At 59.8% G+C, this 12,841-nt stretch carries 13 protein-coding genes; 5 read left to right on the top strand and 8 right to left on the bottom strand.

Annotation, left to right across the window (positions count from 1 at the left end):
- Nucleotides 1-184 precede the first annotated feature (184 nt).
- Both glpK and I5S59_RS22390 read right to left on the bottom strand, forming a co-directional pair.
- Nucleotides 185-1,684, bottom strand: coding sequence for a glycerol kinase GlpK (glpK, locus tag I5S59_RS22395; protein WP_197878521.1), 1,500 nt, complete (start codon nucleotides 1,682-1,684; stop codon nucleotides 185-187).
- A 65-nt stretch (nucleotides 1,685-1,749) separates the two neighbouring features.
- Nucleotides 1,750-2,601 (bottom strand): MIP/aquaporin family protein, encoded by an 852-nt coding sequence (locus I5S59_RS22390; protein WP_197878520.1) that lies wholly within the window; start codon nucleotides 2,599-2,601, stop codon nucleotides 1,750-1,752.
- 328 nt (nucleotides 2,602-2,929) lie between these two features.
- Between I5S59_RS22390 and ybaK the strand changes: the two genes are divergently transcribed.
- Nucleotides 2,930-3,400: a Cys-tRNA(Pro) deacylase gene (gene ybaK / locus I5S59_RS22385; RefSeq protein WP_197878519.1), complete on the top strand. Its 471-nt coding sequence runs from the start codon at nucleotides 2,930-2,932 to the stop codon at nucleotides 3,398-3,400.
- Between the two features lie 93 nt (nucleotides 3,401-3,493).
- Nucleotides 3,494-4,273, top strand: a complete 780-nt coding sequence (locus I5S59_RS22380; protein ID WP_197878518.1) for a PhzF family phenazine biosynthesis protein — start codon at nucleotides 3,494-3,496, stop codon at nucleotides 4,271-4,273.
- 55 nt (nucleotides 4,274-4,328) lie between these two features.
- Here I5S59_RS22380 and I5S59_RS22375 read toward each other — a convergent pair whose 3' ends face one another.
- Together I5S59_RS22375 and argF are read right to left on the bottom strand one after the other, a co-directional pair.
- Nucleotides 4,329-5,438, bottom strand: coding sequence for an ABC transporter ATP-binding protein (locus tag I5S59_RS22375; RefSeq protein WP_197878517.1), 1,110 nt, complete (start codon nucleotides 5,436-5,438; stop codon nucleotides 4,329-4,331).
- The gene (gene argF, locus I5S59_RS22370) at nucleotides 5,435-6,355 is read right to left on the bottom strand and encodes an ornithine carbamoyltransferase (RefSeq protein ID WP_128324091.1); all 921 of its coding nucleotides are present in this window, start codon (nucleotides 6,353-6,355) and stop codon (nucleotides 5,435-5,437) included. The genes I5S59_RS22375 and argF overlap by 4 nt, the downstream gene beginning before the upstream one ends.
- A gap of 365 nt (nucleotides 6,356-6,720) precedes the next feature.
- On the opposite strand from argF, the gene I5S59_RS22365 reads away from it, so the two are divergent.
- Both I5S59_RS22365 and grxD read left to right on the top strand, forming a co-directional pair.
- Nucleotides 6,721-8,829, top strand: a complete 2,109-nt coding sequence (locus I5S59_RS22365) for a molybdopterin-dependent oxidoreductase (RefSeq protein WP_197878516.1) — start codon at nucleotides 6,721-6,723, stop codon at nucleotides 8,827-8,829.
- 92 nt (nucleotides 8,830-8,921) lie between these two features.
- Complete coding sequence (gene grxD / locus I5S59_RS22360; RefSeq protein WP_028943477.1) at nucleotides 8,922-9,257, top strand: Grx4 family monothiol glutaredoxin; 336 nt, start codon at nucleotides 8,922-8,924, stop codon at nucleotides 9,255-9,257.
- 61 nt (nucleotides 9,258-9,318) lie between these two features.
- On the opposite strand, the gene bfr is transcribed toward grxD, so the two are convergent.
- The gene (gene bfr, locus I5S59_RS22355) at nucleotides 9,319-9,789 is read right to left on the bottom strand and encodes a bacterioferritin (RefSeq protein WP_045185735.1); all 471 of its coding nucleotides are present in this window, start codon (nucleotides 9,787-9,789) and stop codon (nucleotides 9,319-9,321) included.
- Between the two features lie 199 nt (nucleotides 9,790-9,988).
- A complete protein-coding gene (locus I5S59_RS22350; protein ID WP_128324093.1) occupies nucleotides 9,989-10,207 on the bottom strand; it encodes a bacterioferritin-associated ferredoxin in 219 nt (72 codons plus the stop codon).
- A 233-nt stretch (nucleotides 10,208-10,440) separates the two neighbouring features.
- Between I5S59_RS22350 and I5S59_RS22345 the strand changes: the two genes are divergently transcribed.
- On the top strand, nucleotides 10,441-11,043 hold the full coding sequence (locus tag I5S59_RS22345) for a peroxiredoxin (protein ID WP_197878515.1): 603 nt from the start codon (nucleotides 10,441-10,443) through the stop codon (nucleotides 11,041-11,043).
- 59 nt (nucleotides 11,044-11,102) lie between these two features.
- On the opposite strand, the gene rnt is transcribed toward I5S59_RS22345, so the two are convergent.
- Both rnt and pyrC read right to left on the bottom strand, forming a co-directional pair.
- On the bottom strand, nucleotides 11,103-11,771 hold the full coding sequence (gene rnt / locus I5S59_RS22340; RefSeq protein WP_128324095.1) for a ribonuclease T: 669 nt from the start codon (nucleotides 11,769-11,771) through the stop codon (nucleotides 11,103-11,105).
- Nucleotides 11,768-12,814 carry a dihydroorotase gene (pyrC, locus tag I5S59_RS22335; protein WP_197878514.1) on the bottom strand — a complete coding sequence of 349 codons (1,047 nt, stop codon included), beginning with the start codon at nucleotides 12,812-12,814 and terminating at the stop codon, nucleotides 11,768-11,770. Before pyrC ends, rnt begins: the two co-directional genes overlap by 4 nt.
- Between the last annotated feature and the right edge of the window lie 27 nt (nucleotides 12,815-12,841).

Below are 12,841 nucleotides of genomic sequence, written 5' to 3'. Positions count from 1 at the left end.
ACTGCGTAGCTATCCCATCTTGTGGGGCCGCGCTGCGGCCCATCGCGGGCAAGCCTCGCTCCTACAGGTTGTAGGAGCGAGGCTTGCCCGCGAAAAATGATGAAGCGGTGCATCAGGACACCGCGGTGTCTGGTTCGCCGGCAAGCCTGGCTCCCACAAAGACAGTTGCTCCTACAGGCGTTCTTTACTCCTCGTGCGGTTCCCAGTCCCGGGTGCGGTCTACCGCTTTCAGCCAACCGGCATAGAGCTTCTCTTTACGTGTTTCATCCAGCTGCGGGGTGAACTCGCGTTCAATGATCGCCTTGCCGCGCAACTCGTCCAGGCCACTCCAGAAACCGCACGCCAGGCCTGCCAGGTAAGCGGCACCAAGCGCCGTGGTTTCGCGCATTTGTGGACGCTCGACGCAGGTGCCGAGAATGTCGGCCTGGAACTGCATGAGGAAATTGTTGGCCACCGCGCCACCGTCCACACGCAGTTCGCTCAGGCGCTCGCCGCAATCTTGCTGCATGGCGTCCAGCACATCGCGAGTCTGGTAGGCGATCGACTCAAGGGCCGCACGGATGATGTGATCGACCTTGACGCCACGGGTCAGGCCGAACAGCGCGCCGCGGGCATAGGGGTCCCAGTAGGGGGCGCCGAGGCCGGTGAAGGCCGGCACCAGGTAGACACCATTGCTGTCCTTGACTTTGCTGGCAAAGTATTCGGTGTCGTGCGCGTCATTGACGATTTTCAGTTCATCGCGCAGCCACTGCACGGTCGAACCGCCATTGAACACTGCACCTTCCAGGGCGTAGGCCACTTCGCCGCGTGGGCCGCAGGCGATGGTAGTGAGCAGGCCGTGGGACGATTTGACCGCCTTGTTGCCGGTGTTCATCAGCAGGAAACAGCCCGTGCCGTAGGTGTTCTTGGCCTGTCCCGGCTCCACGCACATCTGGCCGAACAGCGCCGCCTGCTGGTCGCCGGCGATACCGGCGATGGCGATACCGCTTTTGGTATGGCCATAGACTTCCGAAGAGCTGCGCACTTCAGGCAGCATCTGCCGGGGAATGTTCAGCACCTCCAGCATCTTCTCGTCCCACTGCAAGGTGTGGATGTTGAAGAGCATGGTGCGCGAGGCGTTGGTGTAGTCGGTGACGTGGACCTTGCCGCCGGAGAATTTCCAGATCAGCCAGCTGTCGACGGTACCGAACAGCAGTTCGCCACGTTCGGCGCGCGCTCGGGCGCCTTCGACGTTGTCGAGAATCCACTTGAGTTTGGTCCCGGAAAAGTACGGGTCGGTGACCAGACCTGTGGTTTCGCGGATGTAGTCCTGAAGACCTTCACGCTTGAGCTGTTCGCAGATTTCGGTACTGCGCCGGCACTGCCAGACAATCGCGTTGTACACCGGGCGACCGGTTTCCTTGTCCCAGACCACCGTGGTTTCACGCTGGTTGGTGATACCGATGGCGGCGACCTGGTCGTGGCTCAGGCCGGCCTGGGCCAGGGCCTCGACCATGGTCGCGCTCTGGGTGGCGAAGATTTCCATGGGGTCGTGTTCGACCCAGCCGGCTTGCGGATAATGCTGTGCGAATTCGCGCTGGGAGGTCCCCACCACGTTGGCGTCACGGTCGAAAATGATGGCCCGCGAACTGGTCGTGCCCTGGTCCAGGGCAATGATGTAGTTCTTGTTCTGGGTGTCTGTCATGTCGTTGGCCTTGCACTTAATAAGGTGGAATCAGGGCAGGGCGAGCCTGGCTCGCCGCTCCGGCATCAGGATGCCTGGGTCTTGCCCTGAGGGTTGGCGTCGGTCTGCGCGTTCTCGCTCTGGGCAACAGGCAGGTTGCGGGCGATCACGCCGCGGTACAGGGCGGCACCAAGGCTCGCTCCTATGATCGGCGCAAAAACTGGAATCAGGAAATAGGGAATGTCACGTCCGCCAGTAAAGGCGACTTCGCCCCAACCGGCGAGGAAGGTCATGAGTTTCGGGCCCAGGTCACGGGCGGGGTTCATGGCAAAGCCGGTCAGTGGCCCCATGGCACTGCCGATCACCGCAATCAGCAGACCGATCAGCAACGGCGCCATGGCGCCGCGAGGCAAACCGTTGTTGTCGTCAGTCAGGGCCATGATCACGGCCATCAGAATTGCAGTGATGATCACTTCGACGAGAAAGGCCTGGCCGGTGGACAGCGCCGGGTGCGGGTAGGTGGAAAACACCGAGGCCAGCTCCAGGCTGGCCTGGGTGCCGCGAATCATTTCATGGGCCTGTTCGTAATCGAAGAACAGGTTGCTGTACAACGTGTAAACAAGCGCTGCACCACAGAACGCGCCGGCGATCTGGGCAACGATGTAGAACGGCAGTTTGTGTTTTTCAAACCCGGCAAACAGTGTCAGAGCGATACTCACGGCAGGATTCAGGTGCGCGCCGGAAACGCCGGCCGTCAGGTAGATCGCCATGCTCACGCCGACGCCCCAGATGATGCTGATTTCCCACAGGCCAAAGCTGGCACCGGCGACCTTGAGCGCGGCGACGCAACCGGTGCCGAAAAAGATCAGTAGCGCAGTGCCAAGAAACTCGGCCATGCATTGGCTCGAGAGCGTTGGTTGTTGTAGAGCAGTCGTCATTCGTAACCTCGGTTCTTGTTGTTGTGAGGCGCGTGGGCGCTCGACAAACACCCGACAGAAATCCCCATTTCAGTCGGGTGGGGGTGCAAAAAGTGCACCTTATCAGGGCACTGCCATATTCAGAATCGAAAAAATATAGACAAGAAACGATTATGTCAAAGGTCGAAAGTGAACGGTGGTTCACAAACTGACTATTGGCCGGGGGAAGTGTATCGGGTTTACGCAAACGATTGCGTTCAGGTGTGTACTGCTCACCAGTGGTTGCAGGGTGGTAATTGACCTACAGTAGCGAGCGAAAGAGTACCGATACCCTTGTATGGAGTCCTGCATGACCCCCGCTCTGGATTTGTTGAAAAAGGTTCGCGCCGAACATCGTATCCACAGTTACGAACACGATCCCAAGGCAGCCTCTTATGGCCTGGAAGCAGCTGAAAAGCTCGACCTTGAGCCTGTTCGCGTGTTCAAGACATTGCTTGCCAGCAGCGAAAAGGGTGAGTTGCTGGTGGCGGTGGTTCCGGTGATCGGCAGCCTTGATCTGAAGGGGCTTGCCCACGCTGCAAAGGTAAAGAAGTGTGAGATGGCGGACCCGGCTGCAGCGCAACGTTCAACGGGCTACCTGCTGGGCGGCATCAGCCCGCTAGGGCAGAAAAAGCGCCTGCGCACCTTTATAGATGTCTCGGCGCAGTCTTTTGAAACCATATTTGTCAGTGCCGGTCGTCGCGGGCTCGAAGTCGAGTTGTCGGCCGCGGTGTTGGCCGAGCACACCCAGGCAACATTCGCGCAGATTGCGCGCGACTGACATCTGTATGCTGAAAATCCGCCGGCTCTGTCTCTGTTGGTCGGCACCTTCCAACGTGCATGCTCTGGGCTCTGAACAAGAGAGAGTTGCCGCATGCACTTGGAATTTCATCAGGTCGACGCCTTCAGTGAGCGTCCCTTCGCCGGGAATCCGGCCATGGTCTACCGCTTGCAAGAGTGGCTCAGCGACGGGTTGATGCAGCAGATCGCCGCAGAGCACAACCTGGCTGAAACTGCGTTTGTGGTGCAAGACGGATTGCAGTGGCAGATCCGCTGGTTCACTCCCACCACCGAAGTGCCGCTGTGCGGCCACGCCACCCTGGCCAGCGCCCACGTGCTGCTGGAAATCTACAATGTTCCCAGCGAGCGTCTGGAATTCCACAGCCAGTCGGGCCCTTTGAGCGTAACGCGAGAGCAAGGGCGGCTGTTGCTGGATTTCCCGCGCATCGACCCGCAACCGTTGCAAGAACACCTGCCGGTGGCCGAGGCGCTGGGTTGCCCGGTTGTCGAGGTGCTGCAGACCAAGGAGTTGCTGGTGGTGCTGGAGTCGGAGCAGGCTGTGCGCGATTGTGTGCCGGACATGGCCGCCGTTGCACAGCTGCCGGGTCTTGGGGTGATCGTCACCGCGCGTGGTGACGCGCATGATTTCGTTTCACGCTATTTTGCCCCGGGCATTGGTATACCCGAAGACCCGGTGACCGGCTCCACTCATTGCTGTCTGATTCCTTACTGGGCCCGGCAACTGGGCAAAACCGAGCTGCGTGCATTCCAGCGGTCTAGCCGTGGTGGTGAGCTTTACTGTCGGCTGGAAGGCGATCGGGTGAAGATCGGGGGGTATGCCCGGCGAGTAGCGAGCGGCACGTTGATGCTGTAACCGTATCGCGGGAGCGCTACCGGCGTCCCGCGACAGGTGCAGAAGCCGTCCTTGATCAGACGGCTGAGCTGTACCGGCGAACGCCGTTTTCCGGTACCGGCAGCTGCGCTGCAACGCTGCCAGGCACGGAGAACAGGACCAGGTGATCAGCCGCGACCTCGACCCCGACTTCAGCGCCGACCTGATGGTCGATATGGCTGGGGAAAATCGCTTCGAGCTGGCTGCCGGTCGTCAGTTGCAGGCGATACAGGGTCGATGCACCGAGGAAGCTCTTGCCGACGATCAATGCCTTGAGCGCACTGTGCGGGGCATGGATGATGTCGTCAGGACGCAACAATACGTCGACCGCGCTGCCCGGGGTAAAGGTGTAGGCCCGGTTACCGCGCAGCTCACCCAGTTCGGTTTGTACCGACTCCGGGCTGGTCAGCTGGCCACGGATGAAGTACCCCTGGCCGATGAAGCTGGCGACGAAGGGCGTCAACGGTTCATGGTACAGGTTGTACGGCGTATCCCACTGCTCCAGGCGGCCTTCTTTGAATACCCCGACATGATCACTCACGGCAAAGGCTTCTTCCTGATCGTGGGTGACCAGGATGGCGCTGGTGCCACGGCTCTTGAGAATGTCGCGAACCTCATGGCTGAGGCGTCGGCGCAGTTCCACGTCGAGGTTGGAAAACGGCTCGTCGAGCAACAGCAGCTGCGGCTCGGGTGCCAGGGCACGGGCGAGCGCCACACGTTGCTGCTGCCCGCCGGAGAGCTCGTGGGGGTAGCGTTTGCCGAGTCCGTCGAGTTTGACCAGCTCAAGCATCTGCGCCACCACCTGTTGCTGCTGGGGGTGCTTGCCAATGCCGAAGGCAATGTTCTGCGCCACGGTGAGGTGCGGGAACAGCGCATAGTCCTGGAACACCATGCCGATCTTGCGTTTCTCCGGTGCGAGGGTGAAGCCGGCCTTGGAGATAACCTCTCCTGCCAGCTGGATCTCACCTTCATGCACCGGTTCGAAGCCGGCAATCGCGCGCAGGGTGGTGGTTTTGCCGCAACCCGAAGAACCCAGCAGGCAACCGATGTCGCCTGCGTTGAGGTGCAGGTTGAGGTTCTGGACGATGCGTTGCTCGCCATAGCCGCAGGCGAGGTTGCGCAGGTTAAGCAGTAAAGGTTGACTCATGCGTGGTGGTAGGCCGGTTCAACAAGGTATTCGAGAAGCGCCTTCTGGGCATGCAGACGGTTTTCAGCTTGGTCCCAGGCGACCGAGCGAGGGTCGTCGAGCAGGTCCAGGCTGATTTCCTCGCCACGGTGGGCGGGCAGGCAGTGCATGAACAGGGCATCGGGTGCTGCCAGGTCGAGCAGTTCGCGGGTTACCTGATAAGGCGCGAACAAGGCCAGACGCCGTGCAGTTTCCTCTTCTTGACCCATGGAAGTCCAGACATCGGTACTCACCAGGTGTGCGCCTTGCACCGCCTCCTTGGGCTCGCGGAAGATTTTCACGCGATCGCCAGCGTTGGCCAGGAACTGCGGGTTGGGCTCGAACTCGGCCGGGCAGGCAATGCGCAACTGGAAGTCGAACTGGATCGCCGCTTCTATATAGCTGTTGCACATGTTGTTACCGTCACCGATCCAGGCCACGGTCTTGCCCTGGATCGAACCGCGATGTTCAAGGAAAGTTTGCATATCGGCCAAAAGCTGGCACGGGTGCAGGTCGTCCGACAGGCCATTGATCACCGGTACGCGGGAATTGGCCGCGAACTCGGTCAGGGTGCTGTGGGCAAAGGTACGGATCATCACCGCGTCGAGCATGCGCGACATGACGATGGCGCAGTCGCCGATCGGCTCGCCACGGCCCAGTTGGGTATCGCGCGGGGACAGGAAGATCGCCTGGCCGCCGAGCTGGATCATGCCGGCCTCGAACGACAGCCGGGTACGGGTCGAGGATTTCTCGAAGATCATGCCCAGTACACGGTTCTTCAGGGGTTCGAACAGTACGCCGCGGTTACGCAGGTCCTTCAGCTCGATGCCTCGACGGATCACACTGAGCAGTTCGTCGGGTGTGAAATCCATCAGGGAGAGAAAGTGCCTAGCGCTCATGTTTGACTACCTTTTTGCAACAGACCGCAGATCAACAATGCCGGTTTTCAGAAACAACGGAAGTGACCTGCGGCGAAAGCCGCACGGGGCGACGAAATAAGGGGAGACGCAATACTATAATTAAATGTCGCGTCATACCAAGTGGGGTGTGCACGGTCTGTCGTGCGGGCAGCCTCGTAAGCCATTGGCCGGCTGCTTTTTTGTTTGCCACCCCCGGGTTTTACACTGACCGCTGGCGCCTTGGCAAACCCTGCGGCTAATCGCTATGCCTGATGCCGGTAGATTCACGCGGCGAAACTCGCTGGCCGCCAGGCAAGCTCCGGCCCATAGTCAGGTGCATTTCCAGACACCCGATAGAGGTGGCCATGAACAAGACCCTGCATTACCGCGCCTGTCACCTGTGCGAAGCCATTTGCGGCTTGACCATCGAAACTACCGAGGCGCCTGCCGCCGGGTTGCGGATCAGCTCGATAAAAGGCGACCCTCAGGACAGCTTCAGCCGCGGTCACATCTGCCCCAAGGCCGTGGCCCTGCAAGACATCCAGAATGACCCTGATCGTCTGCGTGCACCCCACAAGCGGGTGGGCGACGGCTGGCAGGCGATCAGTTGGGATGAGGCCTTCGAATTTGCCGCGCAGAAGCTTTGGGCGATCCAGCAGGCCCGTGGGCAGAACGCGGTGGCGGTCTATCAAGGCAACCCCAGCGTGCACAACTATGGCTTGATGACCCACAGCAATTACTTTCTCGGGCTGCTCAAAACCCGCAACCGGTTCTCGGCCACCTCTGTCGATCAATTGCCCCAGCACCTCACCAGTTACCTGATGTATGGCCATGGGCTGTTGCTGCCGATTCCGGACATCGACCACACCGATTTCATGCTGATCCTGGGGGGCAATCCCCTGGCGTCCAACGGCAGCATCATGACCGTCCCGGATGTGGAAAAGCGCCTCAAGGCGATTCAGGGGCGAGGTGGCAAGGTAGTGGTGGTTGATCCCCGGCGCAGTGAAACTGCAGCCATCGCCGATCAGCATGTGTTCGTTCGACCCGGGAGCGATGCGGCACTGCTCAGTGCGCTGCTCAATACCCTGTTCTGCGAAAGCCTTGAGCGCCCAGGGGCACTCCCGGTCGATGGCCTGGATCAGGTTCGTGAGGCCATCGCGCCGTTCACGGCCGAGGCCATGGCACCGCTGTGCGGCATTGATGCGCGGGTGATTCGCCAGTTGGCGCGTGACTTCGCGGCCGCCGACAAGGCGGTCTGCTATGGCCGCATGGGGGTGTCAACGCAACACTTCGGTACCCTCTGCCATTGGCTGATCCAGCTGATCAACCTGGTCAGCGGCAACCTCGACCGGGTCGGCGGTGCGCTGTGCACGCAACCGGCCGTAGATCTTGTGGCGACCACGTCAGGCGGACACTTCAACGCCTGGCAGAGCCGGGTGTCCGGGTTGCCTGAGTATGGTGGCGAGCTACCGGTGGCAGCCTTGGCCCAGGAGATGCTGGTTGAAGGCGAAGGGCAGGTGCGTGCGCTGGTCACCGTGGCCGGCAACCCGGTGCTGTCTACGCCGAATGGACAGCAGGTGGAGCGGGCGTTGAGCGGTCTGGAGTTCATGCTCAGCATTGACCTGTACATCAATGAAACCACCCGTTATGCCGACCTGATCCTGCCGTCCACCAGTGCGCTGGAAAATGATCATTACGACACCACCTTCAACTTGTTGGCAGTGCGCAACGTCAGCCGTTTCAACCGGGCAATCCTGCCCAAGCCGCAAGGCGCGCTGCACGACTGGGAAATCTTCGTAGGCCTGGCCAAGGCCTTTGCTGTGCTAAGCGACAAGCCGCTGAAACCGACCATGGCCCCGGCTCAGATGATCGACATCGGCTTGCGTCACGGCCCTTATGGTGAGGGTTCTGCGTATAACCTGTCCGTGGAAACGTTGGCACAGCATCCCCACGGCATTGACCTGGGGCCGTTGCAGCCGAACCTTGCGCAACGTCTGAAAACCGCCAACCAACGTATCCAGGCGGCGCCTTCGCAAATTCTTGCTGACCTGCAACGACTCGCCGAGCAGTTGCCTGCCGAACCCGATCAATTGCTGCTGATCGGACGGCGGCACGTGCGCAGCAACAACTCCTGGATGCACAACTATCACCGGTTGGTGAAAGGTAAACCGCGTCATCAGTTGCTCATGCACCCGGATGACCTGGCAGGCAGGCAGTTGCAGGACGGGCAGCGGGTGAAGGTCAGCTCACGGGTGGGCAGCATTGAGGTCGAGGTGCAGGCATGTACGGACATGATGCCTGGGGTGGTCAGCCTGCCCCATGGCTTTGGCCATGCGCGTGCCGGCGTGCGCATGGATATCGCCAGCAGCCAGGCGGGCGCCAGTGCCAATGACCTGACCGATGAGTGTCAGCTGGACGCCGTGTCAGGCAATGCTGCGCTCAATGGTGTGGTGGTGCAGGTGGTTGCCGCCTGATATCGGCAAGGCCGAGCGCCACGCTCGGCTTTCCGATACAATGCGTCACCGTGCCGACAACCAGGTCGGAAAGTTCAGCCGCGAGGTGCTTCATGGATATTATCGAAACAATCAAAGAGCAGATTGCCAACAACACCATTCTGCTTTACATGAAAGGCTCGCCGAATGCCCCGCAGTGCGGTTTTTCGGCCAAGGCGGCGCAAGCCGTGATGGGTTGTGGCGAGAAATTCGCTTACGTGGATATCCTGCAAAATCCGGAAATCCGCGCCAACCTGCCAAAATACGCCAACTGGCCAACCTTCCCACAGCTGTGGGTGGCAGGTGAGCTGGTCGGCGGTTCCGACATCATGGCTGAAATGTTTGCCAACGGCGAACTGCAGACCCTGATCAAGGAAGCTGCAGCCAAGGCTGAGGCGGCCAAGGCCTGATTACAGGTTTGCCAATAAAAAGCCCCGCAATGCGGGGCTTTTTATTGGCTGATCGGCGAGATTATTCGCCCATCTGCGACTGCAGGTAGTTTTCCAGACCGACTTTGTCGATCAGGCTCAACTGGGTTTCCAGCCAGTCGATGTGCTCTTCTTCGGACTCGAGGATGTCTTCAAGCATTTCACGGCTGCCAAAGTCGCCAACGGTTTCGCAGTGAGCGATGGCGGCCTTGAGGTCGACCAAGCCTTTTTGCTCGATCTTCAGGTCGCACTCGAGCATTTCTTTGGTGTGTTCACCAATCAGCAGCTTGCCCAGGTCCTGGACGTTGGGAATGCCTTCGAGAAACAGAATACGCTTGATCAGTTTGTCAGCGTGCTTCATCTCGTCGATGGATTCTTTGTACTCATGCTTGCCCAGCTTATCCAGACCCCAGTCTTCGTACATGCGTGCATGCAGGAAGTATTGGTTGATTGCGACCAGCTCGTTTCCGAGGATCTTGTTGAGATGCTGGATGACGCTAACGTCGCCTTTCATGATGGGGTCCTGCCCTATAAGTGTGCCTATAACAGCAAGTCTGAGCCCCGTAACTTAGACTGTCAAACCTAAGTTATTGAATAATAAGTGAAAATTAATCGGAATAAGAATGTTTGTGTTCCGCGTTTTAAGCCTAACTTATTGAATTGCGGGCATAAAAAAACCGGACACGAGGTCCGGTTCTTGGAATGGGCTGTTTTTACGCTACGGAAAATTCCACAGGGTAGGGCAGGGCGGCCTGGCTGACTTGCAATTCGGTCAAGGTTTCACGCACCACCTGCTTGGCCAGGCAGGCACATTTGCCACACTGGCTGGCCACGTTGGTGGCCGTTCTGACTTCCTTGTAACTGCAGCATCCTTCATAGATCGCATCGCGGATCTGTCCGTCGGTTACACCAACACAAAGACACACATACATAGGGCAGACCATCGCGGGTTTAGGCTCAATGCGAAGAAGCTTAATGTTAATGAGAATGCTTGTCAAAGCACAATCTTGCAGGTTGCAAGTCAGGGCGACCAACGGCATCTGTCTGACAACGTACGCTGAAATTCGGCGAGGAGCGCCCAGCGGTGTATCATGGCCGCCCTTTGCACTGTCTGTGGGCGCCTGCCCGCATGCACAGCGTGTTTCAAACCATCAGGAGATATCGAATGAGCGTACTCGTTGGCAAAATTGCCCCGGACTTCACCGTTCCAGCCGTACTGGGCAATGGCGAAATCGTCGACAGCTTCAACCTGGCTTCGGCTATCAAGGGCAAGTACGGCCTGGTGTTCTTCTACCCGCTGGACTTCACCTTCGTCTGCCCGTCCGAGCTGATTGCCCTGGACCACCGCATGTCCGAATTCCGTGACCGCAACGTTGAAGTGATCGCGGTGTCGATCGACTCGCACTTCACCCACAACGCCTGGCGCAACACCCCGATCAATGCCGGTGGCATCGGTCACGTTCAGTACGTCATGGCGGCTGACATGAAGCACGAAATCGCCAAGGCCTACGACGTTGAGTCCGAAGGCGGCGTGGCTTTCCGTGGCGCGTTCCTGATCGACGACAAAGGTGTTGTTCGTTCGCAGATCGTCAACGACCTGCCGCTGGGCCGTAACATGGACGAGCTGCTGCGTCTGGTCGATGCCCTGCAGTTCCACGAAGAGCACGGCGAAGTCTGCCCTGCCAACTGGAAAAAAGGCGACAAAGGCATGACCGCTTCGCCAGAAGGCGTTGCTGCTTACCTGAGCGAGAACAGCGGCAAGCTGTAATCGCGAGCGACAAAAAAACCGGCCTTGATGGCCGGTTTTTTTATGCGAGCAACAACATGTCAGTCGTTGAAGTCTTGCCAGCCGCCCATCTCTTTCCAGCGGTTGACGATGCCGCAGAACAGCTCGGCTGTCTTCTCGGTGTCATAGCGCGCCGAGTGGGCTTCGCGGCCGTCAAAGTCGATGTCGGCGCTCTGGCAGGCACGGGCCAGCACGGTCTGACCATAGGCAAGGCCGGCCAGGGTCGCGGTGTCAAAGCTTGAGAACGGATGAAACGGGTTGCGTTTCATGTCGTTGCGCGCCACGGCAGCGTTGAGGAAGCCCAGGTCGAAACTGCTGTTGTGGCCGACCAGGATCGCCCGTTTGCAGCCATTGGCCTTCAGTGCCTTGCGCACGCCACGGAAGATATCGGTCAGCGCCGACTCTTCACTGACTGCCATGCGCAGTGGATGGTCCAGCTTGATCCCGGTGAACTCCAGTGCCGCCTGTTCGATGTTGGCACCCTCGAACGGTTCGACACGGAAGAAGTAGGTGTGCTCTGGAAACAGGAAGCCCTTTTCATCCATGCCGATGGTCACGGCAGCAATTTCCAGCAGGGCGTCGGTGGCGCTGTTGAAACCACCGGTCTCGACATCCACTACAACCGGCAGGTAACCACGAAATCGTTCAGCCATCGGGTGGCGGGGGCCACCACTCGGACCGTCCTGGTCGTCGTACAGATCTTCACTCACGCAGTTTCCTCCAGCAGGCGCCAGCGCAGTTGCTCACCGGCGCGCAGCGGGATGACAGTCTGCTCGCCGAACGGCAAGCTGCTTGGGGCGGTCCAGCTTTCGCGAACCAGGGTAATGGTGTCGGTGTTGCGCGGCAGGCCGTAGAAGTCCGGGCCGTGCTTGCTGGCAAAGCCTTCGAGCTTGTCGAGGGCGTTGCGTTGTTCGAACGCTTCGGCATACAGCTCGATGGCTGCGTACGCGGTGTAGCAGCCGGCGCAGCCACAGGCAGCTTCCTTGGCATGACGGGCGTGGGGCGCAGAGTCGGTGCCGAGGAAAAACTTGCTGCTGCCGCTGGTGGCCGCATCCAGCAACGCCACCTGGTGGGTGTTGCGCTTGAGGATCGGCAGGCAGTAGAAGTGCGGGCGAATGCCGCCAACCAGCATGTGGTTGCGGTTGTACAGCAGGTGCTGGGCGGTAATGGTCGCGCCGACGTTGGCTGGGGCCTCGTTGACGAACTGCACGGCTTCGCTCGTGGTGATGTGCTCGAACACGACCTTCAGGGTCGGGAAGCGCTCGACGACGCGACGCAGGTGTTCGTCGATGAACAGTTTCTCGCGGTCGAACACGTCGATCTCGTTGCGCGTCACTTCACCGTGGACCAGCAAAGGCATGCCGACTTCGGCCATGGCCTCGAGCACCGGGAAAATGTTGTCGATGCTGGTAACGCCGGAATCGGAGTTGGTCGTGGCGCCGGCAGGGTAGAGCTTGGCGGCATGCACGAAACCGGTAGCCTTGGCCGCGCGGACTTCCTCGGGCTGGGTGCGGTCGGTGAGGTACAGCACCATCAGCGGTTCAAAGCGGCTGCCAGCCGGGCGCGCGGCCAGGATGCGCTCGCGATAGCCTTCGGCTTCAGCGGCATTGCGCACGGGCGGTACCAGGTTGGGCATGATGATTGCGCGTGCAAAGGTGCGCGCAACGTCGCCGACGGTGTGGGGCAGGACGGCGCCATCACGAAGATGGATGTGCCAGTCATCGGGACGCAAGAGGGTCAGGCGGTCGGACATTGGGGATTCCAGGCGGGTCGAACTCAA

The sequence above is a fragment of the Pseudomonas alkylphenolica genome (genome assembly GCF_016009175.1).
GTDB lineage: Bacteria > Pseudomonadota > Gammaproteobacteria > Pseudomonadales > Pseudomonadaceae > Aquipseudomonas > Aquipseudomonas alkylphenolica_B.
Note: the sequence above shows the minus strand (reverse complement) of the source record. Positions and strands in the feature narration are given on the sequence as shown.